25 protein-coding genes are annotated in these 23,244 nt (G+C 60.1%); 22 read left to right on the forward strand and 3 right to left on the reverse strand.

The window, feature by feature from the left end; genetic code table 11:
• Positions 1 to 2 precede the first annotated feature (2 nt).
• The 4 genes from kdsA to ispD all read left to right on the forward strand — a co-directional run bounded on the left by kdsA (position 3) and on the right by ispD (position 3,605).
• Positions 3 to 848: a 3-deoxy-8-phosphooctulonate synthase gene (gene kdsA, locus ACKLNA_RS13755; protein WP_007954807.1), complete on the forward strand. Its 846-nt coding sequence runs from the start codon at positions 3 to 5 to the stop codon at positions 846 to 848.
• 156 nt (positions 849 to 1,004) lie between these two features.
• Positions 1,005 to 2,294, forward strand: coding sequence for a phosphopyruvate hydratase (eno, locus tag ACKLNA_RS13760; protein WP_007954808.1), 1,290 nt, complete (start codon positions 1,005 to 1,007; stop codon positions 2,292 to 2,294).
• A gap of 328 nt (positions 2,295 to 2,622) precedes the next feature.
• The gene (ftsB, locus tag ACKLNA_RS13765) at positions 2,623 to 2,901 is read left to right on the forward strand and encodes a cell division protein FtsB (protein WP_003222158.1); all 279 of its coding nucleotides are present in this window, start codon (positions 2,623 to 2,625) and stop codon (positions 2,899 to 2,901) included.
• A complete protein-coding gene (ispD, locus tag ACKLNA_RS13770; RefSeq protein ID WP_408986159.1) occupies positions 2,898 to 3,605 on the forward strand; it encodes a 2-C-methyl-D-erythritol 4-phosphate cytidylyltransferase in 708 nt (235 codons plus the stop codon). The genes ftsB and ispD overlap by 4 nt, the downstream gene beginning before the upstream one ends.
• On the opposite strand, the gene ACKLNA_RS13775 is transcribed toward ispD, so the two are convergent.
• Positions 3,602 to 4,498 carry a LysR substrate-binding domain-containing protein gene (locus ACKLNA_RS13775; RefSeq protein WP_085712852.1) on the reverse strand — a complete coding sequence of 299 codons (897 nt, stop codon included), beginning with the start codon at positions 4,496 to 4,498 and terminating at the stop codon, positions 3,602 to 3,604. The two genes, ispD and ACKLNA_RS13775, sit on opposite strands and share 4 nt — an antisense overlap.
• 116 nt (positions 4,499 to 4,614) lie before the next feature.
• Here ACKLNA_RS13775 and ACKLNA_RS13780 point away from each other — a divergent pair, with 116 nt between their 5' ends.
• The 8 genes from ACKLNA_RS13780 (at position 4,615) to rpoS (ending at position 11,821) form a co-directional block, all read left to right on the forward strand.
• A complete protein-coding gene (locus tag ACKLNA_RS13780) occupies positions 4,615 to 5,727 on the forward strand; it encodes an S-(hydroxymethyl)glutathione dehydrogenase/class III alcohol dehydrogenase (protein WP_007954819.1) in 1,113 nt (370 codons plus the stop codon).
• Positions 5,728 to 5,782: 55 nt separating this feature from the next.
• On the forward strand, positions 5,783 to 6,628 hold the full coding sequence (fghA, locus tag ACKLNA_RS13785) for an S-formylglutathione hydrolase (RefSeq protein WP_408986160.1): 846 nt from the start codon (positions 5,783 to 5,785) through the stop codon (positions 6,626 to 6,628).
• A gap of 43 nt (positions 6,629 to 6,671) precedes the next feature.
• Positions 6,672 to 7,145: a 2-C-methyl-D-erythritol 2,4-cyclodiphosphate synthase gene (gene ispF / locus ACKLNA_RS13790; protein WP_042606995.1), complete on the forward strand. Its 474-nt coding sequence runs from the start codon at positions 6,672 to 6,674 to the stop codon at positions 7,143 to 7,145.
• Positions 7,142 to 8,200 carry a tRNA pseudouridine(13) synthase TruD gene (truD, locus tag ACKLNA_RS13795; RefSeq protein ID WP_408986161.1) on the forward strand — a complete coding sequence of 353 codons (1,059 nt, stop codon included), beginning with the start codon at positions 7,142 to 7,144 and terminating at the stop codon, positions 8,198 to 8,200. The genes ispF and truD overlap by 4 nt, the downstream gene beginning before the upstream one ends.
• Positions 8,188 to 8,937 carry a 5'/3'-nucleotidase SurE gene (gene surE, locus ACKLNA_RS13800; protein WP_085712856.1) on the forward strand — a complete coding sequence of 250 codons (750 nt, stop codon included), beginning with the start codon at positions 8,188 to 8,190 and terminating at the stop codon, positions 8,935 to 8,937. Before truD ends, surE begins: the two co-directional genes overlap by 13 nt.
• A gap of 41 nt (positions 8,938 to 8,978) precedes the next feature.
• Positions 8,979 to 9,614 carry a protein-L-isoaspartate(D-aspartate) O-methyltransferase gene (locus ACKLNA_RS13805; protein ID WP_169432601.1) on the forward strand — a complete coding sequence of 212 codons (636 nt, stop codon included), beginning with the start codon at positions 8,979 to 8,981 and terminating at the stop codon, positions 9,612 to 9,614.
• Positions 9,615 to 9,825: 211 nt separating this feature from the next.
• On the forward strand, positions 9,826 to 10,707 hold the full coding sequence (locus ACKLNA_RS13810; protein WP_408986162.1) for a peptidoglycan DD-metalloendopeptidase family protein: 882 nt from the start codon (positions 9,826 to 9,828) through the stop codon (positions 10,705 to 10,707).
• Positions 10,708 to 10,813: 106 nt separating this feature from the next.
• Complete coding sequence (gene rpoS, locus ACKLNA_RS13815) at positions 10,814 to 11,821, forward strand: RNA polymerase sigma factor RpoS (RefSeq protein ID WP_007954831.1); 1,008 nt, start codon at positions 10,814 to 10,816, stop codon at positions 11,819 to 11,821.
• Positions 11,822 to 12,332: 511 nt separating this feature from the next.
• Here the strand turns inward: rpoS and fdxA are convergent.
• Together fdxA and mutS are read right to left on the reverse strand one after the other, a co-directional pair.
• The gene (fdxA, locus tag ACKLNA_RS13820; RefSeq protein WP_007908827.1) at positions 12,333 to 12,656 is read right to left on the reverse strand and encodes a ferredoxin FdxA; all 324 of its coding nucleotides are present in this window, start codon (positions 12,654 to 12,656) and stop codon (positions 12,333 to 12,335) included.
• 163 nt (positions 12,657 to 12,819) lie between these two features.
• Positions 12,820 to 15,402, reverse strand: coding sequence for a DNA mismatch repair protein MutS (gene mutS / locus ACKLNA_RS13825; RefSeq protein ID WP_408986163.1), 2,583 nt, complete (start codon positions 15,400 to 15,402; stop codon positions 12,820 to 12,822).
• A gap of 210 nt (positions 15,403 to 15,612) precedes the next feature.
• Between mutS and ACKLNA_RS13830 the strand changes: the two genes are divergently transcribed.
• The 10 genes from ACKLNA_RS13830 to ACKLNA_RS13875 all read left to right on the forward strand — a co-directional run bounded on the left by ACKLNA_RS13830 (position 15,613) and on the right by ACKLNA_RS13875 (position 23,175).
• A complete protein-coding gene (locus ACKLNA_RS13830; RefSeq protein WP_085712860.1) occupies positions 15,613 to 16,347 on the forward strand; it encodes an XRE family transcriptional regulator in 735 nt (244 codons plus the stop codon).
• A gap of 515 nt (positions 16,348 to 16,862) precedes the next feature.
• Positions 16,863 to 17,267 (forward strand): tail fiber assembly protein, encoded by a 405-nt coding sequence (locus ACKLNA_RS13835; RefSeq protein WP_408986164.1) that lies wholly within the window; start codon positions 16,863 to 16,865, stop codon positions 17,265 to 17,267.
• 178 nt (positions 17,268 to 17,445) lie between these two features.
• Positions 17,446 to 17,787: a phage holin family protein gene (locus ACKLNA_RS13840; RefSeq protein WP_408986165.1), complete on the forward strand. Its 342-nt coding sequence runs from the start codon at positions 17,446 to 17,448 to the stop codon at positions 17,785 to 17,787.
• 72 nt (positions 17,788 to 17,859) lie between these two features.
• Complete coding sequence (locus tag ACKLNA_RS13845; RefSeq protein WP_408986166.1) at positions 17,860 to 18,381, forward strand: hypothetical protein; 522 nt, start codon at positions 17,860 to 17,862, stop codon at positions 18,379 to 18,381.
• Between the two features lie 3 nt (positions 18,382 to 18,384).
• Positions 18,385 to 18,993, forward strand: a complete 609-nt coding sequence (locus tag ACKLNA_RS13850; RefSeq protein WP_408986167.1) for a phage baseplate assembly protein V — start codon at positions 18,385 to 18,387, stop codon at positions 18,991 to 18,993.
• 14 nt (positions 18,994 to 19,007) lie between these two features.
• Positions 19,008 to 19,340 (forward strand): phage baseplate protein, encoded by a 333-nt coding sequence (locus tag ACKLNA_RS13855; protein ID WP_085712866.1) that lies wholly within the window; start codon positions 19,008 to 19,010, stop codon positions 19,338 to 19,340.
• The gene (locus ACKLNA_RS13860) at positions 19,337 to 20,332 is read left to right on the forward strand and encodes a baseplate J/gp47 family protein (RefSeq protein ID WP_408986168.1); all 996 of its coding nucleotides are present in this window, start codon (positions 19,337 to 19,339) and stop codon (positions 20,330 to 20,332) included. Before ACKLNA_RS13855 ends, ACKLNA_RS13860 begins: the two co-directional genes overlap by 4 nt.
• Positions 20,329 to 20,964: a phage tail protein I gene (locus tag ACKLNA_RS13865; protein ID WP_408986169.1), complete on the forward strand. Its 636-nt coding sequence runs from the start codon at positions 20,329 to 20,331 to the stop codon at positions 20,962 to 20,964. Before ACKLNA_RS13860 ends, ACKLNA_RS13865 begins: the two co-directional genes overlap by 4 nt.
• A complete protein-coding gene (locus ACKLNA_RS13870; protein WP_408986170.1) occupies positions 20,965 to 22,578 on the forward strand; it encodes a phage tail protein in 1,614 nt (537 codons plus the stop codon).
• Positions 22,579 to 22,587: 9 nt separating this feature from the next.
• Positions 22,588 to 23,175, forward strand: a complete 588-nt coding sequence (locus tag ACKLNA_RS13875) for a phage tail protein (RefSeq protein ID WP_408986171.1) — start codon at positions 22,588 to 22,590, stop codon at positions 23,173 to 23,175.
• The last annotated feature ends 69 nt before the right edge of the window (positions 23,176 to 23,244 follow it).

The following is a 23,244-nucleotide window of genomic DNA, read 5'->3' on the forward strand; positions in this document are numbered from 1 at the left end:
CGATGGCACAGAAGATCATCCGCGTCGGCGACATCGAGATTGCCAACGACAAACCCATGGTGCTGTTCGGCGGCATGAACGTGCTGGAAAGCCGTGACATGGCCATGCAGGTTTGCGAAGAGTACGTGAAGGTCACCGAAAAGCTCGGTATCCCTTACGTGTTCAAGGCCAGCTTCGACAAGGCCAACCGTTCTTCTGTGACCTCCTATCGCGGTCCTGGCCTGGAAGAGGGCATGCGCATCTTCCAGGACATCAAACAAGCCTTCGGCGTGCCGATCATCACCGACGTCCACGAGCCTGACCAGGCCGCGGTCGTCGCTGAGGTCTGCGACATTATCCAGCTGCCGGCCTTCCTGTCGCGCCAGACCGATCTGGTCGTCGCGATGGCCAAGACCAATGCTGTGATCAACATCAAGAAAGCCCAGTTCCTCGCGCCTCAGGAAATGAAACACATCCTGAACAAGTGCGTGGAAGCGGGTAACGATCAATTGATCCTCTGCGAGCGAGGTTCGAGCTTTGGCTACAACAACCTCGTGGTGGACATGCTCGGCTTCGGCATCATGAAGCAGTTCGAGTACCCGGTATTCTTCGACGTGACCCATTCGCTGCAAATGCCTGGCGGTCGTTCCGACTCCGCCGGCGGTCGCCGCGCCCAGGTCACCGACCTGGCCAAGGCTGGCATGAGCCAGTCGCTGGCGGGTCTGTTCCTCGAAGCGCATCCGGATCCGGACAACGCCAAATGCGACGGCCCTTGCGCCTTGCGTCTGGACAAACTGGAGCCATTCCTGGCCCAGCTCAAAGCCCTGGACGAACTGGTGAAGAGTTTTCCGACGGTAGAAACCGCGTAAACCTCAATTCTCCGGTAAAGTACCGCACGATTTGTCGCTCATGCCCTCGGGTATGAGCGTTGTCGTCTGCAAGCTGCCCGCTGTACACCACTTGCCGACGGTCAAAAGATTTCCTCTAGCTGCGTCGTTTTCGTCAACTTTGGAGTGTTTACAACAATGGCAAAAATCGTCGACATCAAAGGTCGTGAAGTTCTCGACTCCCGTGGCAATCCCACCGTGGAAGCGGACGTGCTTCTCGACAACGGCATCATCGGCAGCGCTTGCGCGCCGTCCGGTGCATCCACTGGCTCGCGTGAAGCGCTCGAGCTGCGTGATGGCGACAAGAGCCGTTACCTGGGCAAGGGCGTGCTCAAGGCGGTAGCCAACATCAACGGTCCGATCCGCGATCTGCTGCTGGGCACCGACCCGAGCGACCAGAAAGCCCTGGATCACGCGATGATCAAGCTCGACGGTACCGAAAACAAGGCAACCCTGGGCGCCAACGCCATCCTCGCCGTTTCCCTGGCTGCGGCCAAGGCGGCTGCACAGGATCAGGACCTGCCGCTGTACGCACACATCGCCAACCTGAACGGCACTCCGGGTGTCTACTCGATGCCGGTTCCGATGATGAACATCATCAACGGTGGCGAACACGCCGACAACAACGTCGACATCCAGGAATTCATGGTTCAGCCGGTTGGCGCCAAGTCTTTCTCGGAAGGTCTGCGCATGGGCACCGAGATTTTCCATCACCTGAAAGCTGTTCTGAAAGCCCGTGGCCTGAGCACTGCTGTCGGTGACGAAGGCGGTTTCGCGCCGAACCTGGCGTCCAACGAAGACGCACTGAAAGTGATCTCCGAAGCAGTCGCCAACGCTGGTTACAAGCTGGGCACCGACGTGACCCTGGCTCTGGACTGCGCGGCCAGCGAATTCTTCGAAGACGGCAAGTACAACCTGTCCGGCGAAGGCCAGGTGTTCACCGCTGAAGGTTTCGCCGATTACCTGAAAGGCCTGACCGAGCGTTACCCGATCATCTCGATCGAAGACGGTCTGGACGAGTCCGACTGGGCTGGCTGGAAGATCCTCACCGACAAGATCGGCGAGAAGACCCAACTGGTCGGCGACGACCTGTTCGTGACCAACACCAAGATCCTGAAAGAAGGCATCGATAAAAAGATCGCCAACTCGATCCTGATCAAGTTCAACCAGATCGGCACCCTGACCGAAACCCTGGAAGCCATCCAGATGGCCAAGGCTGCCGGTTACACCGCCGTTATCTCGCACCGTTCGGGCGAAACCGAAGATTCGACCATTGCCGACCTGGCTGTGGGCACTTCGGCTGGCCAGATCAAGACCGGCTCGCTGTGCCGTTCCGACCGCGTTTCCAAATACAACCAACTGCTGCGTATCGAAGAGCAGTTGAATGGCAAAGCCAAGTACAACGGTCGCAGCGAGTTCCGCGGCTGAGTAAGTGCCCTGCCTCACCAATACTGCTTCATTTTGGCGGCGCCTGTTGCCGTCACGCAGCGTTGCCGCTCCTCGCCATAGCGCGCTATGACTCGTCGCGGCGCCTTGCTTGACGGCAACAGTCACTCGCCAAAAGTGAAGCGTATTGGTGAAGCAAGGCACACATGTTAAAAAGACACCGGATTGTGTCGGAAAAGTCGTGACAGCGATGGATTTGCCACTAATCTGATGCCTTATATGCACAAGCCTGGATATTCCAGGCTTCGTGCTATCAGATGCTTCAAAGTTTTTGCGTGGCTGTCTTTTTTCACTGGATACCTGATATTCGATGCGCAGTCCTTACTGGTTGTTTCTCGTCTTGCTCTTGCTGCTGGCCGGTCTGCAGTACCGCCTGTGGGTGGGCAATGGCAGTCTGGCGCAAGTTGCCGAACTGAATCAGCAGATCGCTGATCAACACGCCGAGAACGAAGCCCTGCTGGAGCGCAACCGGGTGATGGACGCTGAAGTCAGCGAGTTGAAGAAAGGCATGGAGACCGTTGAAGAACGGGCTCGTCACGAACTGGGCATGGTCAAGGACGGCGAAACCCTTTACCAGTTGGCCCAATGATCGATTCCCTGCCGGCCTTCTGGGCCGTGATTCCTGCCGCGGGCGTTGGTGCCCGTATGGCCGCGGACCGTCCCAAGCAATATCTGCAACTGGGCGGGCGCACAATTCTCGAACACAGCCTCGGCTGTTTCCTCGATCACCCTAGCCTCAAGGGGCTGGTGGTCAGTCTTGCCTCTGATGATCCTTATTGGCCGACCCTGGCCAGCGCCAGCGATCCGCGAATTCAACGGGTCGATGGCGGTGCCGAGCGTTCCGGTTCGGTGCTCAACGCCTTGCTGCATTTGCACGCGCAAGGTGCCGACGATGAGGATTGGGTGCTGGTGCACGATGCGGCACGGCCCAATCTGAGCCGTGACGATCTCGACAAACTGCTCGCTGAGCTGGCGAACGATGCGGTGGGTGGTTTGCTGGCTGTGCCGGCGCGCGACACCCTGAAGCGGGTCGACAAGCACGGTCGTGTGGTCGAAACCGTGGATCGCAGCGTGATCTGGCAGGCCTACACGCCGCAGATGTTCCGCCTCGGTGCGCTGCACCGCGCACTGGCGGACAGTCTGGTGGCCGATGCGCTGATCACCGATGAAGCCTCGGCGATGGAGTGGGCCGGTATGGCGCCGCGTCTGATCGAGGGCCGTGCGGATAACCTGAAAGTCACCCGCCCGGAAGACTTGGAATGGTTGCGCCAGCGCTGGGCCAACCGTCGTTAAATCCGGTACTCCGGCCGTTCGGCCAGACCTTCCTTGAGAAAATCCACCAGTTTGCGCACCTTCGGCGAAAGGTGCCTTTGCTGTGGATACAGCGCCCACACCGCCGTATTTGGCGGTTGATGCGCTTCCAGCAAAGAGATCAACGCACCGCTGTGCAGGTGCTCCAGCACGTAATAGTCCGGCAACTGACATAAGCCCACGCCTTGTAGCGCTGCATCCAGCACCGCTTGCCCACTGTTGCAGCGCCAGTTTCCCTGTACCCGCTGGGAAAATTCCCGCCCGTTCTGTTCCAGTTGCCAGATATCCGAGCTGCCGATCAGGCAATTGTGCCGGCTCAGTTCCGACAAACTATGTGGCCGACCGTACCGTTCGAGGTAGGACGGTGATGCGCAGAGATACATGCGCCGTGGGGCCAGACGAGTCGCCACTAACCGGGAATCCTGAAGACGCCCGAGACGGATCGCCAGATCCAGGCCTTCATGCACCAGATCGAGTTGCCGGTTGGTCAGTTCGATATCGATGCGCAGTTGCGGGTAGTGCCCCATGAACCGGGTCACCAGCGGCACGATGAAGCGCTCGCCGTAGGCCACGGCACAGGTCATGCGCAGCATGCCTTTGGGCTCGCTGGTCAGATCACCGACCGCGCGCAGCGCTTCTTCGCGGCCGTCCTGCAGGCGCTGACAATGTTGCAGGAAGGTCTGGCCGGCTTCTGTCAGCGTGACGCGCCGGGTACTGCGGTAGAGCAGTCGTGTCTGCAAACGCTCTTCCAGTCGTACGATTTGTCGACTGATGTGCGAGGAAGAAACGCCCAGACGTTCGGCAGCAGCGGTGAACTGGCTGCATTCGGCAACGGCGACGAACTCGTCGATGCCTTCCCAGCGGTTTTCGGACATGGGGATTATCCCTGTATGGCAATAATGTTTTGCTTTTGTCCGGATTATTCATCAATCGGCGCTGGACTACACTGCCAGTCTGTTTTTTTATTCAATGGATTCACTGGAGAGTCAGCATGATCAAGTCGCGCGCCGCCGTTGCCTTCGAGGCCAAGAAGCCGCTGGAAATCGTAGAAGTCGATGTCGCCATGCCCAAGGCCGGTGAAGTGTTGCTGCGCGTGGTGGCTTCCGGGGTTTGCCACACTGACGCCTACACCCTGTCCGGCGCTGACCCGGAAGGTATCTTCCCGTCGATCCTCGGTCACGAAGGTGGTGCCATCGTTGAAGCGATCGGCGAAGGCGTGACCTCGGTGGCCGTCGGCGACCATGTGATCCCGCTGTACACCCCGGAATGCGGTCAGTGCAAATTCTGCAAGTCGGGCAAGACCAACCTGTGCCAGGCGATTCGCGCCACTCAGGGCAAGGGCCTGATGCCGGACGGCACTTCGCGTTTTTCCTACAAGGGCCAAACGATTTTCCACTACATGGGTACTTCGACCTTCTCCGAGTACACCGTGCTGCCGGAAATCTCCGTGGCCAAGATCTCCAAGGATGCGCCGCTGGAAAAGGTCTGCCTGCTCGGTTGCGGCGTGACCACCGGTATCGGTGCGGTGATCAACACCGCCAAGGTCAAACCGGGTGACACCGTGGCCATCTTCGGTCTTGGCGGCATCGGTCTGTCGGCGGTGATTGGTGCGGTGAAGGCCAAGGCCTCGCGCATCATCGCTATCGACATCAACCCGGCCAAGTTCGAAATCGCCAAGCAACTGGGCGCTACCGACTGCGTGAACCCGAAAGACTTCGATCGTCCGATCCAGGAAGTGATCGTCGACATGACCGACGGCGGCGTCGATTTCTCCTTCGAATGCATCGGCAACGTACAACTGATGCGCGCAGCCCTCGAGTGCTGCCATAAAGGCTGGGGCGAGTCGGTCATCATCGGCGTGGCCGGTGCCGGCCAGGAAATCGCTACCCGTCCATTCCAGCTGGTGACCGGTCGCGTCTGGCGCGGTTCGGCGTTCGGCGGCGTGCGTGGTCGTACCGAATTGCCAAGCTATGTCGACATGGCTCAGAGCGGCGAAATCCCGCTGGACACCTTCATCACCCACACCATGGGCCTGGAAGACATCAACAAGGCCTTCGACCTGATGCACGAAGGCAAGAGCATCCGCACCGTCATTCATTTCTGATCAATCGCGATGCCACGGCTGCCAATGTGCAGCCGTGGTTGCGTAGGAGTCCTACATGAGTCTGGAAAACATCTCCTGTCAGAAGAGTTTCGGCGGTTGGCACAAGCGCTATCGCCATCGCTCCGAAGTGCTGGGCTGCGACATGGTGTTTGCCGTGTATCTGCCACCGCAGGCAGAGCAGGGCGGCAAGCTGCCGGTGCTGTACTGGTTGTCGGGCCTGACCTGCACGGACGAGAACTTCATGCAGAAGGCCGGCGCCATGCGCATGGCAGCCGAACTGGGGTTGATCATCGTGGCGCCGGACACCAGCCCCCGTGGCGCCGATGTACCGGGCGATCCGGATGGCGCGTGGGATTTCGGCCTCGGTGCCGGGTTCTACCTGAATGCCACGCAGGAACCATGGTCGCGGCACTATCGGATGCATGACTACGTCGTGCAGGAATTGCCTTCACTGGTTGAAGCGCATTTCCCGGCGTCGGACAAGCGCAGCATCAGCGGCCACTCCATGGGTGGTCACGGTGCATTGGTCTGTGCGTTGCGCAATCCGGGGCGTTACCAATCGGTGTCGGCATTTTCGCCGATCAACAACCCGATGGATTGCCCGTGGGGTCAGAAGGCGTTCTCCCGTTATCTGGGCGAAGACCGTTCGAAATGGCGCGAGTGGGATGCCTGTGCGCTGATCGCCGAGGCCGACGAGAAACTGCCGTTGCTGGTCGATCAGGGTGATCGCGACGACTTCCTCGCCACCCAGCTCAAACCCGAAGCCCTGCAACAAGCGGCAAAACAGGCGGGTCATCCGCTGACGTTGCGCCTGCAACCAGGCTACGACCACAGCTATTTCTTCATTGCCAGCTTCATTGACGACCACTTGCAGCATCACGCACGCGCCCTCAAGGGCTAATGCAGGTAGAATCACGCCCTGACAAAATTCGGGGCGTTTTTTTATGCGTATTGGCCACGGCTATGATGTGCACCGTTTCGCTGAAGGCGATTTCATTACTCTGGGCGGCGTGCGAATCGCACACGGCTTCGGGCTGCTCGCTCACTCCGACGGTGACGTCCTGCTGCATGCCTTGAGCGATGCCTTGCTCGGCGCCGCGGCGCTGGGTGATATCGGCAAGCATTTCCCGGACACCGACCCGCAATTCAAGGGCGCCGACAGCCGTGTGCTGTTGCGTCACGTGGTCAGCCTGATCCACGCCAAAGGCTGGAAAATCGGCAACGTCGACAACACCATTGTTGCCCAGGCCCCGAAAATGGCCCCTCATATCGAATCGATGCGCGCGCTGATTGCCGCGGATCTGCAAGTAGAACTGGATCAAGTGAACGTGAAAGCCACCACCACCGAGAAGCTCGGCTTCGTCGGTCGCGAAGAAGGCATCGCCGTGCATTCCGTTGCCTTGTTGCTGCGCGCATGAACGAACTGCAACTGCTCGGCCCGCGGGCCTATGGCGATGCCCTCGGCACCGCGGTACTGAAAGCCATCGCCGAAGATTTCCAGGTCGATGAAGTCCTCGACATTCCGTTCAGCGGTGATGGCGAGCACCTGTGGATCTGGGTGGAAAAGCGCGGTCTGAACACCGAAGAAGCGGCACGACGCATCGCCAAGGCGGCCGGCGTGCCACTGCGCACGGTCAGCTATGCCGGCCTGAAAGACCGTCAGGCGCTGACCCGCCAGTGGTTCAGCGTTCAATTGCCGGGCAAGGCTGACCCGGACCTGTCAGCGGCGGAAAACGACACGCTGAAGATCCTCAAGACCACCCGCCACAAGCGCAAGTTGCAACGCGGTGCGCATTCGGCCAACGGTTTCACCTTGCGCCTGACCCAGTTCAATGGCGACAAGGCTGCCATCGACGAGCGCCTGCAACAGATTGCCAAGCAAGGTATCCCGAACTACTTCGGTGCCCAGCGTTTCGGCCATGACGGTGGCAACGTGGTCGATGCCCGTTCATGGGCGGCGCGCAAGGCTCTGCCGGAGCAGCGCAATGTGCGTTCGCGCCTGCTGTCGACCGCACGCAGTTTTCTGTTCAATCAGGTGCTGGCGGCACGTGTTGTCGATGGTACCTGGCAGCGCGCCCAGGTCGGCGATCTGCTGGCCTTCACCGACAGCCGCAGCTTTTTCCCGGCGGGTGAAGCCGAGTGCAGCGACCCGCGCCTCGCGATACTCGATCTGCATCCGACCGGCCCGCAGTGGGGCGAAGGTGACTCACCGGCCGCCGGCGCTGTCCATGATCTGGAGCAGGCAATCGCCGCACGCGAGGCGGATCTGCGCGATTGGTTGATTAATGCCGGTATGAGCCACGAACGTCGTATCCTGCGGCTGCCCATTGGCGGGTTGACGTGGCATTATCCCGAGCCTGACATTCTGCAACTGGAATTCGTCCTCCCGGCCGGATGCTTCGCCACCGTATTGGTGCGCGAACTCGTTGATCTGGTGCCGGTGGGGCAGACGGACAGCCCATGCGTATTCTGATTTCTAACGACGATGGGGTGACTGCGCCCGGTCTTGCCGCGCTTTATGCTGCGCTGGCGGATTACACCGAATGCGTGGTTATCGCCCCGGAACAGGACAAGAGCGGTGCCAGCAGTTCGCTGACGCTGGATCGTCCGCTGCACCCGCAATACCTGGCCAACGGTTTCATCAGTCTCAACGGCACGCCGACCGACTGCGTACACCTGGGGCTCAACGGTTTGCTGGAGCGCGAACCGGACATGGTGGTTTCGGGCATCAACCTCGGCGCCAACCTGGGCGACGACGTGTTGTATTCCGGGACAGTGGCGGCAGCCCTTGAAGGGCGTTTTCTCGAACGACCATCGTTTGCCTTCTCGCTGGCTTCCCGGCAGGTGGACAATCTGCCCACTGCCGCCTACTTTGCGCGCAAACTGGTCGAGGCCCACGCCGGGCTCGATCTGCCACCGCGCACGGTGCTGAATGTGAACATTCCCAATCTGCCGCTTGATCACATTCGCGGCATTCAGCTGACACGCCTGGGGCATCGCGCCCGTGCGGCAGCGCCAATGAAAGTGGTCGATCCCCGTGGCAAGGCCGGTTACTGGATCGCCGCTGCCGGCGATGCAGAAGACGGCGGTCCGGGCACCGATTTCCATGCGGTGATGCAGGGCTACGTTTCCATCACTCCGTTGCAGCTCGATCGCACCTTCAATGATGCTTTCAGAAGTCTCGACGGCTGGCTGGAGGGGCTCAACTGATGGCTCGTGAACAAGACGACCGGTTGCGCAGCGGCATCGGGATGACCTCCCAGCGCACCCGTGAACGCCTGATTCAACGTCTGTATGAAGAAGGGCTGTCCAACGCGAACGTGCTGGAAGTGATCCGCCGTACCCCGCGACATCTCTTTGTCGACGAAGCGCTGGCGCACCGTGCCTACGAAGACACCGCGCTGCCGATCGGCCACAACCAGACCATCTCCCAGCCTTATATGGTCGCGCGCATGAGCGAGTTGCTGCTCGAAGCGGGGCCGCTGGACAAGGTATTGGAAATCGGCACCGGTTCCGGTTACCAGACCGCAGTGTTGTCGCAACTGGTCGAGCGGGTGTTCTCCGTCGAGCGGATCAAGGTACTGCAGGACCGGGCCAAGGAACGCCTGGTCGAGCTCAACCTGCGCAACGTGGTGTTCCGCTGGGGCGATGGCTGGGAAGGCTGGCCGGCGCTGGCGCCGTACAACGGCATCATCGTCACGGCCGTGGCGACCGATGTTCCCCAGGCGCTGCTCGATCAGCTGGCACCAGGCGGGCGGATGGTCATCCCGGTCGGCTCAGGCGAAGTTCAGCAATTGATGTTGATCGTGCGCGAAGAAAACGGCTTCTCCCGACACGTTCTCGGGGCGGTGCGTTTCGTGCCATTGCTCAACGGGCCGCTGGCCTGAGCATTTGTTTTTCGGCGCTGAATTCCTTGCGAGTGCACCTGTCTTACAGCGGCACCGATTGTTTAAACGGAATTCATCGTCCATGAGCAAACGTGTGCGCCGAGCGATAACGCTTCATTAAAGGTAAAGCCGGATTCGCCCGTTATACTTGCGAAGCTACACGCCGAAATCGGCAATCCACATTTTTCAGCCACCACAAAGGGAGCGGCGGGTGAGTCTCACAGTCATTGCGCAGCGTATGGGTAACACGAGCTTTCAGCGCCTGGTGACTGGCCTTGTCTTGAGCACCTTGCTGGTCGGTTGCTCCAGCACCAAATCGAACAACGTTCGGGTCGTCGATCGCAACAACGCGGTCGCCCAGCGTCCTACAGTGACGACCGGACAGTATGTAGTCCGGCCAGGCGATACGATGTTTTCCATCGCGTTTCGCTACGGCTGGGACTACAAAGCCCTCGCTGCCCGGAACAATATTCCTACGCCGTACACGATCCACCCGGGTCAGACGATTCGCTTCGATGGACGCCCGGGTTCAACGTCGACAGCGGTGGTGAGCAACAGCAGTTCTGCGCCGCCCTCGTCGAGCAAAACCACGATAATCCGGCGCCAGGCGAATGGCACGACGACCACCACAACCACGGGTTCCGGGGCGGCTGCCACGACCGTTGTACCGTCCGTCGCCAACAAGCCGGCACCGGCTCCATTGCCTCCACCGGGCCCGGCCCCGACCGGCTGGGGATGGCCATCTAATGGCATTCTGATTGGTAAATTCTCTTCAAACGGTAGTTTGAATAAAGGAATTGATATCGCCGGAGATTTGGGACAGCCTGTTTTAGCTGCGTCTGATGGGACGGTGGTTTACGCCGGGAGTGGCTTAAGGGGCTACGGCGAATTGGTCATCATCAAACACAGCGAAACCTACGTCAGTGCTTACGGACACAACCGTCGGCTGTTGGTACGGGAGGGGCAGCAGGTCAAAGTCGGACAGACAATTGCCGAAATGGGGTCAACGGGTACAGACCGGGTGAAACTGCATTTTGAGATTCGCCGACAAGGTAAACCTGTAGATCCGCTGCAGTTCCTGCCAAGACGTTGATTTGCAGACCAGCCTGTTCCGTCGCGTAGAGGGGACAGGCTCCAGCGTTGCCAAGGATAAAGGCGTCGCTTGAGCTTGGGGTCGAACTCACCAAAGGACTATAACAATGGCTCTCAGTAAAGAAGTGCCGGAGTTTGACATCGACGATGAGGTTCTCCTGATGGAGACCGGCATCGATTCGGATTCGATGTCGAATGATGAAGGGGCTGCTCCACCTTCCGTTCGTGCCAAATCCAAACACTCCGCTTCACTTAAGCAACACAAGTACATCGACTACACCCGGGCACTCGATGCCACGCAGCTGTACCTCAACGAAATCGGCTTTTCCCCATTGCTCTCCCCGGAGGAAGAAGTTCATTTTGCGCGTCTGTCGCAAAGTGGCGACCCCGCCGGGCGCAAGCGCATGATTGAAAGTAACCTGCGGCTGGTGGTCAAAATCGCCCGGCGTTATGTCAATCGGGGGCTGTCGCTGCTGGATCTGATCGAAGAGGGCAACCTCGGGCTGATCCGCGCGGTGGAAAAGTTCGATCCTGAGCGCGGCTTCCGCTTCTCGACCTACGCGACCTGGTGGATCCGTCAGACCATCGAGCGCGCGATCATGAATCAGACCCGGACCATCCGGCTGCCGATCCATGTGGTCAAGGAGCTCAACGTGTACCTGCGGGCCGCACGGGAGCTGACGCAAAAGCTCGATCACGAACCTTCACCCGAAGAAATCGCCAACCTGCTGGAAAAACCGGTGGGCGAGGTCAAGCGAATGCTGGGCCTGAACGAGCGGGTTTCTTCGGTCGACGTCTCGCTGGGTCCGGATTCGGATAAAACCCTGCTGGACACCCTCACGGATGACCGTCCGACCGATCCATGCGAACTGCTGCAGGACGACGATCTGTCGCAGAGCATCGATCAATGGCTCTCGGAGCTGACCGACAAGCAACGCGAGGTGGTGGTCCGCCGCTTCGGTCTGCGCGGTCACGAGAGCAGCACGCTGGAAGATGTAGGCCTGGAGATCGGACTGACCCGGGAACGGGTGAGACAGATCCAGGTGGAAGGCCTCAAGCGCCTGCGTGAGATTCTCGAGAAAAACGGCCTGTCGAGCGAGTCGCTGTTTCAGTAAGCGTCTTGCATGATCGCCCGCAAAAAGCCCCGACTGGTTCGGGGCTTTTTGTTGTCCGGCTCTGGCAACCTGTTAGGAATCTGACGACCGGTCGTCGTTTCCCGGGTTTGTAGTCTCTCGGTGTAAGCCCTGGCTTACTCTTTCGTAAGTGTTCGTTATTTTTACACAGCGGAAGACATCCATTGGGCTGTAGGGTCGCTGATAAGGCTATGATTTATATGGATATTTATAAATATTAAATGCTTATGACACGAGGTTTTACCGGAACGGAGCGGTTGCCCGAACCGGGGAACTCTTTAGTATCTGGGTTGTGTCGACGGATAGACACGCCCTTCAAGGAAGAAGGGAATGGACATCGCAGGACGCGATTCATCAGGACGATGAAAAGGAACACAGGGAATAGGGAAAAAATGTGGGCGGGTCAAACCGCCCCTTTTTTTGCCCGCAGAAAAGCAAAACCCGAAAAAACAAAAAGGCCCGCAAGGGGCCTTTTCTTCAAACGCGGGGCAGATCAGCGTTCGAGGTCTTTGATCTTGCCTTTGACGCCATCCCACTCTTCGGCGTCCGGCAGCGATTCTTTCTTCTCGGTGATGTTCGGCCAGATTTCGGCCAGCTCAACGTTCAGTTGAATGAACTCCTGCATTTCTTCCGGAACTTCGTCCTCGGAGAAAATCGCGACGGCCGGGCATTCCGGTTCGCACAGGGCGCAGTCGATGCACTCATCCGGGTGAATCACCAGGAAGTTCGGGCCTTCGTAAAAGCAGTCCACCGGACAGACTTCTACGCAGTCGGTGTACTTGCACTTGATGCAGTTGTCGGTGACGACGAAGGTCATTTCTAATTTTCTCCTCAGGCGGCGGCAGCGTTGCCCCTTCACGGTTGGGGTCGCCAGGTTCGGGAGCGATGTCTGCCAGCCAGGCTAATAGCCAGCAGCATCCCGAACCGCGCGAGATTCTAACAGCTTGAAGCCGTTTGCGTTATATCCGGTTCTTCGGTGCTTAGATCCGGTTCTTAAGTGCATATAACATTTCGAGCGCCCGACGCGGCGTCACGTCATCGAGATCCAGTTTGGCCAGTTCGTCCAGTACCGGATGCGGCAGGCTGGCAAACATGTCGCTTTGCTGCGGTGTCGCCGGTTTGCCTTTGACGGCAGGCTTCGGCGCCTCGTGGGGCAGTGCGGTGTCTTCCAGTCGGCTCAGATGCTCGCGCGCGCGCACGATCACTTCGCTCGGTACACCGGCCAGTTGTGCCACCGCCAGGCCATAGCTTTGGCTGGCAGGCCCCGGCAACACATGGTGCAGGAACACGATGCGTTCGTTGTGCTCGGTGGCGTTGAGGTGCACGTTGGCCACCAGAGGCTCGGCTTCCGGCAACACGGTCAGTTCGAAATAGTGCGTTGCAAATAGAGTATAGGCACGCAAATGTGCCAGTCGCTCAGCCGCCGCCCATGCCAGCGACAAACCGTCGAAGGTGCTGGTGCCGCGGCCGACCTCGTCCATCAGCACCAGGCTGCGCTCGGTGGCGTTGTGCAGGATGTTGGCGGTTTCGCTCATTTCCACCATGAAGGTCGAACGTCCGCCGGCGAGGTCGTCGCTGGAGCCGATCCGGGTGAAAATCCGGTCCACCAGCGACAGTTCGCAACTGGCTGCCGGCACGAAGCTGCCGATATGGGCCAGCAACACGATCAATGCAGTCTGGCGCATATAGGTGGATTTACCGCCCATGTTCGGACCGGTAATCACCAGCATCCGAGTGTTGTCGTCCAGGCTCAGATCGTTGGCCACGAACGGCGTGGTCAGCACTTGCTCGACCACCGGGTGACGACCCTGGGTAATGCGCATGCACGGTTCGCTGACGAAGGTCGGGCAATTCAGATCGAGATTCAGAGCACGCTCGGCGAGGTTGCTCAGCACGTCCAGCTCGGCCAGGGCGCCAGCAGTGTCCTGCAGTGGCGGCAACTGGCTGATCAGATCTTCCAGCAGCGCTTCGTAAAGCATCTTCTCGCGAGCCAGGGCACGGCTCTTGGCCGACAGTGCCTTGTCTTCGAATTCTTTCAGTTCAGGCGTGATGAAGCGCTCGGCACCCTTGAGGGTCTGCCGACGGATGTAGTCTGCCGGTGCCGATTCGGCCTGCTTGCTCGGCAATTCGATGAAGTAGCCGTGGATACGGTTGTAGCCGACTTTCAGGTTGGCCAGGCCGGTGCGGGCCTTTTCCCGGGCTTCCAGGTCGATCAGGAACTGACCGGCGTTTTCGCTCAGCGATTGCAGCTCGTCGAGCTCGCTGTCGTAGCCGGTTTTCAGTACGCCACCGTCACGGATCACTGCCGGTGGGTTGTCGATAATGGCTTTTTCCAGCAGCGCCGCCAGTTCCGGGTAAGTGCTGGTGGTGGTGGCCAGGCGTTGCAGGTGTGGCGCTTCCAGGTCGGTCATCGCCACTTGCAGTTCCGGCAGGGCGCCGAGTGCGTCACGCAGGCGGGCGAGGTCCCGAGGACGGGCATTGCGCAGACCGATCCGCGCCAGAATCCGCTCGATGTCGCCGATTTCCTTGAGCTGCGGTTGCAGGCTTTCAAAGCGATAGCGGTCGAGCAGGCAAGTGATCGAGCTCTGACGCGCCAGCAGCACGGTCAGGTCGCGCAGCGGGCGGTTCAGCCAGCGGGTCAGCAAGCGGCTGCCCATGGCGGTCTGGCAACGGTCGACTACCGATTGCAGGGTGTTGTCGCGGCCGCCGGCCAGGTTGGTGTCGAGTTCCAGGTTGCGGCGGCTGGCGCCGTCCAGCACCACGGTATCGTCCAGCCGCTCGTGACGCAGACTGCGCAGATGGGGCAGGGCGGTACGCTGGGTTTCCTTGGCGTACGCCAGCAGGCAACCGGCAGCGCCGATGGCCAGGGTCAACGTTTCGCAGCCGAAGCCTTTGAGGTCTTGGGTCGAAAACTGCTGGCAAAGACTTTTCAGCGCCGAATCACGCTCGAAGTCCCACGGCGCGCGGCGACGAACGCCACGGCGTTTTTCCGCCGGCAGATCCTTCGGCCAGTCATCCGGGATCAGTAACTCGACCGGGTTGACCCGCTCCAGCTCCGCCAACAGGTTTTCCCAGCCCTTGATCTCCAGCACGGTGAAGTTGCCGCTGGTGATATCCAGCACCGCCAGACCGAACAGACGCTCGTCGCCCAGCACCGCCGCAATCAGGTTGTCGCGACGCTCATCCAGCAATGCCTCATCGCTGACTGTGCCCGGGGTGATGATCCGCACCACCTGACGCTCCACCGGACCCTTGCTGGTGGCCGGATCACCGACCTGCTCGCAGATCACGACCGATTCGCCGAGCTTGACCAGTTTCGCCAGATAGCCTTCCGCCGCGTGATACGGAATCCCGCACATCGGAATCGCCTGGCCCGCCGACTGCCCGCGAGCGGTCAGGGTGATGTCCAGCAACTTGGCCGCCTTCTTCGCGTCTTCGTAGAAGATCTCGTAGAAGTCGCCCATGCGGTAGAACATCAGCTGGTCCGGGTGCTGATTCTTCAGGCGCCAGTACTGCTGCATCATCGGGGTGTGGGAGGACAGGTCGGAGACGGCTTTATTCATCGGATTGTCAGGTAACTCGTTGGAAGATGTGGGGCAAAAGCGGGGCAGTCGCCGGGCTTTTCCGCGATGGGCGCAAGGTTACCATGGGCAGTCTGTCGGACGCAGGCATCGCGGCCGGGCGACAGCTTTATGGCGCAAAAAGGTCGACTATGCACGATTTATGCAAATCAGCATTTGTCTTCGCGAAAAACTTCAAGCACTATGCGCGTTATGCAAAAACGCAACGTATCCTCCGTCTTAAGAGCACTGCTCGATCAGCACGGGATCTCCCCCACGGAGCTCCACCGTCGCACCGGCGTGCCTCAATCCACTCTCTCGCGGATTCTCAGCGGGAAGATCGTCGATCCTTCGGATAAACACATCTCGAAGATCGCCGAGTACTTCGCCGTGAGTACCGATCAGTTGCGCGGGCGCGCGGACGTTGCGCCGGTCGCGGGCGGCGGGCGCGAGGAGTTGCATTCCGAACTCAAGGACATAAGCCTGTGGGACGATGACACGCCCGTCGATGACGACGAGGTGTCGGTGCCCTTCCTTCGCGAGGTTGAATTGGCTGCTGGATCAGGAAGATTCGTCATCGAAGAGAGCGAACGCTCCAGCCTGCGCTTCGGCAAGCGCAGCCTGCGCCATAACGGCGTGCAGTTCGACCAGGCCAAATGCGTGACCGTGCGGGGCAACAGCATGTTGCCGGTGCTGCGTGACGGCGCCACCGTCGGTGTCAACGCGGGCAAGTGCGGGATCGGCGACATCATCGATGGCGACCTTTACGCGATCAACCACAACGGTCAATTGCGGGTGAAACAGCTCTATCGCCTGCCAACCGGTATTCGCCTGCGCAGCTTCAATCGCGATGAGCATCCGGACGAGGACTACAGCTTCCAGGACATGCAGGAAGAGCAGATTGTCATCCTCGGTCACGTCTTCTGGTGGGGCATGTACGCCCGGTAACGATCCCTCTCTCAGATAAAACCCGCCCACGGCGGGTTTTTTTTCGCCTGTAGAAAACCGGACAACCCTTGATTGGCGGGGTTTCCATGCATCCGCGCAATTCTCATGCATAAATAAATGCATTTACGCATTGACTGAATATGCATTCATGCATATTCTTGCCACCAAGCCGCTCGACAAAGCGGCTGGCAACAACAGCTCTTTAGTTCCACAAGAACAGGCAGCGATGAACCGGCCTCAACGGTTCAGAGGGTTGGCAACTGACCCGGGTGTGCAGCGTAAAGCACCAGAAGCAGTTATCCGGCGGGCAGGGACCGCGGTCGGAAAAACAATTTGAACGGACTCGTACCGCGCCAGTAGCGCCGAAAAGTCAGCTTCCTTCACGAACACAGGATTGAAGGAAGGCGAAGGAGCGCATTACTGAAAAGCCCGGTCAGTGGCCGGGCTTTTTGGAATGCCTGCCAGGTTTCATCACCGCACCCATCTGGATCAACAACAAACCAAGGAGTTAAACCATGAATCTCTATGCACTGGTTGAATACAGCAAAGTCGCTCAGCTCAGAGAGAGTGAGGTTATCCCGGACGCACCAGCTTCACCGACGTCCTTCTGGGTTGATGTCACCGGTAACAGCGAAATTCGTGTGGGTTGGTCGGCGACCTTTAATGAGGTCTGGACATTTACCCCTCCTTCCGACGAAGACCTGCGCAACGAAGCCGAGCAACAGAAATGGCAACTGCTGAATTTCGCCGCCAACTGGCTGCTGCTGAATTCCCTGCAGTTCAAAGTGGACCTCGGCGTTGCTTCGGCCGCGGACGAGGCTCGGTTGCTGGCGCACAAGCAGTACTCGATTGCCGTCAGCGACATCGATAAGCAGCCGGGTTATCCGGCAAATATTGTCTGGCCAGTAGCTCCTTACTGACAGCCTTGCGATGTTAACTGGCCGGGTGCGACTGTCCCAGGCGCTCTGTCAGCTCTGTTATCGAGAACGCATTACTGAAAAGCCCGGCCCTTGTGCCGGGCTTTTTGGAATGCCTGCCTCGAGAGAAAACGTTTGAACCCGACACACACCACTCATCCATCACACCAGGAGGCGTGACATGACAAACGAGCAACAAGCGTTGGCGGACATGCCGATCTGGCTGGTCATTCTGCTCGCCGTGGCGGGCGGGGTCTCCGGCGAAATGTGGCGCGCCGACAAGGACGGCGCCCGCGGCTGGCCGCTGTTGCGACGGCTGGTCTTGCGCTCCGGCGCCTGCATGATCTGCGGCGTCTCGGCGATCATGCTGCTGTACGCCGCCGGCATGTCGATTTGGGCCGCCGGCGCATTTGGCTGCCTCACTGCAATGGCCGGTGCCGACGTGGCCATCGGTCTGTACGAACGCTGGGCCGCCAAGCGCATCGGCGTCTGCGAAGTTCCGCCACCGCGCGATCCACAGTAACCCACCCCATTCTTGCCTCGCTGCACGCTGTGCGGCGGGATTTTGCGTGGACATTCGAAAAGGAGGTCATGCATGTCTGCACCGATCCAGCAGCCTTCGCAGCTGTTCACGGCAATGGCGACAGCCTTGCGCAACGACGCCGATCTGAACGTGCAAGTCGGCAACCACGATGACTTCACGGCCCCCGGCGACAAGGCCTGGGTGCTGATCGACATCGAACGCAATGCACCGGGAGAGCGCGCCGCCAACGGGCGGATTGCTCACGCATTGACGCTGTCCCTTCAAGTCATTCCGGCCATTTCTGCCACGGCGTTTGCCGCGTGCGATCTGATCGCCGCCCTGAAAAACCTGATCACCGACAACCGCTGGGGCCTGCCTGGCGATCAGTGCGATCTGCCGATGAACATCGATGGCTTGCCGTCGCTGGCGATTCGCGCCGATCAGCCCAACAAGGCGTGGACCCTGACCTTCAACCAGACCCTCTACCTCGGCCCGACCTTGCTCGACGACCCGCTCGGCACACCGAAATTCGCTCGCACCTGGGAAGTCAGCGACATCGACGACCCCGACCAATACACCCCGCTGGAGGCGTGATCGATGTTCGACGCATTACTGCGCATGCAACTGGGCCCGATCATCGAGCGTCTGGCGGAAATGGAAGCGGAGATCGAAGACCTGCACCGACGTGCCGAGAGCTATTGCCGAATCGGCATCTGTCAGGAGGTCGATGCGGCGAGCAACACCTGCAAGGTCAGCCACGGTGGTTTGCTCACCCCGGCGATCAAGTTCTTCAACCCGAGCGCCGGCGCCCAAAGCGAATCGCGGATTCCCAGCGTGGGCGAACAGTGTCTGTTGCTCAACTACGGCAGCGGCGAAAGCGGTGCGCAAAGCGTGGCGTTGTTCGGCTTGAATAGTGACCGTTTTCCACCTGTTGCGACCCTCCCCACGCTGACGCGACGGGTACATGTCGATGGCAGCGAAAGCGGCTACGACGATGCTTCTCACACCCTGCACTGGCAAAACGGCCCGGCAGCGTTCAGCGGATCTCGCGAAGCGCTTGAGCTGAGCATCGGCCCGGCGCGGTTGGCGATGACGCCGCAAGCGATCAACCTGCAACTGGGCGCCACCGGCCTGACCATCGACGCCTCGGGCGTGCACTTCAGCGGCCCGCTGGTGGATCACCAGGGTCGCGTCATCAGCCCCTGAATCAAGAGCCTCCCATGATCGGAATCGATAGAGACACCGGGGCCACGGTCGACGACTGGCTGCAATTCGTGCAGCGCGCGACCCGGGCCCTGACCACGCCGCTGGGCACCCGGCAAAAAAGGCCCCTTTATGGTTCGCTGATCCCCACGCTGCTGGGGCAAAACCTCGGCGATGACGTCCTGCTTCTGGCCCAGAGCCACGCCGCGCAGGCGTTCTACAACCCGCAGAACGGCATCGGCGATTTCCAGCCCGGCGTGATCGTCGCCACCCGACAGGGCGCCGGCCTGCTGCTGCGTTTCGCCGGTACCTGGAAAAACCGCCAACAGACTTTCGAGGTCGTGACATGAGCATGTTGATCCCTGGCCAGAACCAACTGGCCGAACCTTCGCTGATCAAGGTCGAGGCCTTCGAGGATTTGCTGGCCGAGTTCAAGACCTTCGTCCTGGAATACGTCGGATCCCGTTCGCCGCAGAGTGCTGCGAAACTCAAGACCAGCCTGGAAAACGAAAGCGAATTGCTGACCATGGCGCTCGAAGCGTTTTGCGTTCGCCTGCAAACCCATGAACGCAAATACAACGCCCGCATCAAGCAGATGCTGGCGTGGTGGGCCACCGGCAGCAACCTCGATGCGCGGCTGGCGGACATGGGCCTGGAGCGACAGTTGCTCGATCCGGGCGACCCGGCGGCATTCCCGCCAGTGCCGGCGATTTACGAGAGTGACGATGACGCCCGGTTGCGCTATTACCTGGCGCCCCATGCTCCGGCGGCAGGTTCGCGGATGCAGTATCGCCGCGAAGTTTTCACCCTTGGCGAACGGCCGGCGGTGAAAGTCGAATCCACCGATGCCGGTGTCGTCGACGTCACCTACACCTTCGCCCCGGACGGCTTCGCTGCACAGGTCAAGGATGGCAACGGTCGTCGCACGGCTCCCGGTGAAGTGCAGGTGACTGTGCTGTCCCGCGACGCCGACGGCACACCGTCCGCCGCATTGCTCGACGGCGTGCGCCAACATTTCGCCCGACCGGATGTCTGCCCGGAAACCGACAAGGTCACCGTCAAGGGCGCCGAGATTCAGCGCTACAAGATCCGCGTCGTGGCGAAGATCAATTCCGGCCCGGATTCGGGCCTGACCAAAGTTGCCGCCGAACAACATCTGCAAGCCTACGCCGACAGTTGTCATCGTCTGGAAGGCCGGGTCGACCCTAGCTGGATCGACTACACGCTGCACAGTGCCGGCGCCGTGCAGTTGCAGATTCTTGAGCCACTGACACCCATCGTGTGCACCGCGTTTCAAGCACCGTACTGCACGGCGGTCGAAGTCGAGGTGCAGACGCTATGACGGACCAGACACCGCGTCCGACCCTGCTGCCGGCCAACAGCTCGGCGCTGGAACGGGCGCTCGATATCGGCTTCGGCACCTTGCTTGACCGCATCGTGCCGCCGTTTCCCGAATTGATGAACCCAAGCGCTACGCCGGTCGCGTTCCTGCCGTATCTCGCGGCGGATCGCGGCGTGGCCGAATGGAGCACCGACGCATCGGAAGCGGAAAAGCGCCTGACCGTCGAACTGGCCTGGCCCACCGCGCGCCAGGCCGGCACCCGCAAGGCGCTGGAAAATGCCGCCAAGGGTTTGCAGCTCAGACCCGAGATCCGTGCCTGGTACGAACAGACACCGCCAGGCGAGCCTTACAGCTTTTCCGTGCGGGCTTTCACCGAACAACCCTACAGCGAAGAAATCGACGCCCGTCTCGACCGACGCCTGGCCGATGCCAAGAGCGAACGGGACGTGCTGTCGGTGTCGGTCGGCCTCAGCGCCTTCGGCTCTCATGTGATCGGTGCCGCAACCTTCTGCGGTGAACTGACCACGGTCTATCCGGTGTTCCTCGAAGGCCTCGAAACCTCCGGTGAAGCCTTCATGGCGGCCGGTCTCTACACCGTCGAAACATCCACTATTTATCCTCAGGGGGCCTGAATGGCTGACTATTACACCCTGCTCACCAACGCAGGGATTGCCTACGAAACCGCCTGCAAGGCAGCGGGCGTGCCGATCAAGCTGACGCAGATTTCCGTCGGCGATGGCGGTGGCGCGGTCTACAACCCGGCCGCGACAGCTACCGCGCTGAAACGCGAAGTCTGGCGCGGACCGCTCAATGCGCTGTTCCAGGACGAGAAAAATCCGAGCTGGCTGCTCGCCGAAGTCACCATCCCGCCGGACGTCGGCGGCTGGTATGTACGGGAAGCCGGACTGTGGACCGACACCGGCATTCTCTACGCCATCGTCAAATACCCGGAGTCGTTCAAACCGGTGCTGGCCACGTCCGGCTCGGGCAAAGAGTTCTACATCCGCTCGATTTTCGAGACCAGCAATGCCTCGCTGGTGACGCTGCTGATCGATGACACGGTGGTCAAGGCCACCCGTGCCTGGGTCATGAGCTACCTTGCCGAAGAACTCGGCAAACTCGATGGCAAACAATCGGTGCGCGTCGCCGCCACCGCCAACGTGGTGCTGAACGGTGCGCAGCAGATCGACGGCGTGGCGGTGATCGCCGGTGACCGCGTGTTGCTGCCGAATCAGACCCTGGCCAAGGACAACGGCCTGTGGATCGTCGCCAACGGCGACTGGGTCCGGGCCAACGATGCCAACGTCAGCGCCAAGGTCACCCCGGGCCTGACGGTGATGGTGGAGGAGGGCACGCTCAACGGCGATTCGCTGTGGCACCTGACCACCAACGCACCGATCACGCTCGGCACCACTGCGCTGACCTTCAAGATGCTGGCGGGGCGTACCGGGATTGCTCCCGGGACCTACAAAAGTCTGAGCGTCGACGAATATGGCCGTGCGACGGCCGGGGCCAACCCCACGACACTGGCCGGTTTCGGGATCACTGACGCCCTTGGAATCAACGCCACTGCAGTAGCGGCTCGAAAGCTTGAAACGGCACGCAGTATTTCCATCTCCGGCGCGGCGAGTGGTAGCGCGTCATTTGACGGATCGGCGAATGCCAACATTGCCCTGGCACTTGCCGATTCAGGTGTTACTCCCGGCACTTACACAAAAATTGCCGTCAACGCTAAAGGGGTGGCTACCAGTGGCACAACTCTGGTTGCATCCGACATCCCTGCGCTGGACTGGAGCAAGATTACCTCTGGCAAACCCAATTCGCTGGCGGGCTACGGAATTACCGACAGCTATACCCAGGCCCAGACCAACAGCGTGGTGAGTACCGCCTTCGCAAATTTTTCAGCGACAAGCATCAAGGTACCGGCGTTCATCAACGGTTTTGCCGACGCAAATGCCTGCCGTTACTGGAAGGCCAACGGCAATGTCTACGTGAGCATCGATGCCTCACGCTGGATCAGTAACGGTATCGATCCGTTGGTCATGTTCACGCTTCCGCCAGGTTACCGGCCCATCACCCGAGTTTGCGGGACGGGCGATTGGGCTACCAACAGTCCGCTCGGGTTCGGGTGGTTGTCGTGGCGAGCGGAAGCTACAGGCGAGGTGGTCCTGGATTACGCGATGGGTTCCACGGCCGGCGCCGGCGGATTTGCCTGCCAATTCAGCTTCTGCGTTCAAACGGTTTAAGGGGGAAGTATGATTTTTGTGATCGATCAGAACGGCCGGTTCCTTTACGCCGCCGATACCCCGGCGGACGCCGACAACTGGACGGCCGTCCAATTGCCTCAGCCTTGCTGGAACCCGCGATTCAAGGGAACGCGAATCCCGGATAGCGGTGAGTGGAAAGGCCAATGGGAGCATGACGGCGAGCCTGTGCCGACCTCCGCCGAGTTGTGCACAAGGGTTGATAACTACGCCGACCAGGCACGACAGACTGTTGCAGGCGACCCGTTGCGGGCGCTCGAATACGAACGAGCGACGGCCGAAGCGCAAGCTTTCAAGGATGCCGGATATCCCGCAGACGCAGTGCCACGTTCGGTCGCTGCCTGGGCAATCATGGGTCGAGCGCCTCGGGAGGCCGCAGACAGCATGCTGGCTGAATCCGCCAGATACGCAGAATTACTTTATCTGGTCCGCGAACGCCGCCTGGAGGCGAAAGAGCTGATCAGAGACAGGATTGCGAATGGCGCAATCGATGAAGCCAGAAAGGCTGCCGACGAAGCAATCAAAGCTATCCAGACAGCTGTGACAGGTACCGGGAAACCTGAACCGTCACTTCAATAACGCCCCGAACCCTGGGCGTTTTGTTTTCCCACTCAACCCACTCAACACCCGCCAAGCCCCTCCCCACGA

The sequence above is a fragment of the Pseudomonas sp. UV AK001 genome, from assembly GCF_046097675.1.
Lineage (GTDB): Bacteria > Pseudomonadota > Gammaproteobacteria > Pseudomonadales > Pseudomonadaceae > Aquipseudomonas > Aquipseudomonas kribbensis.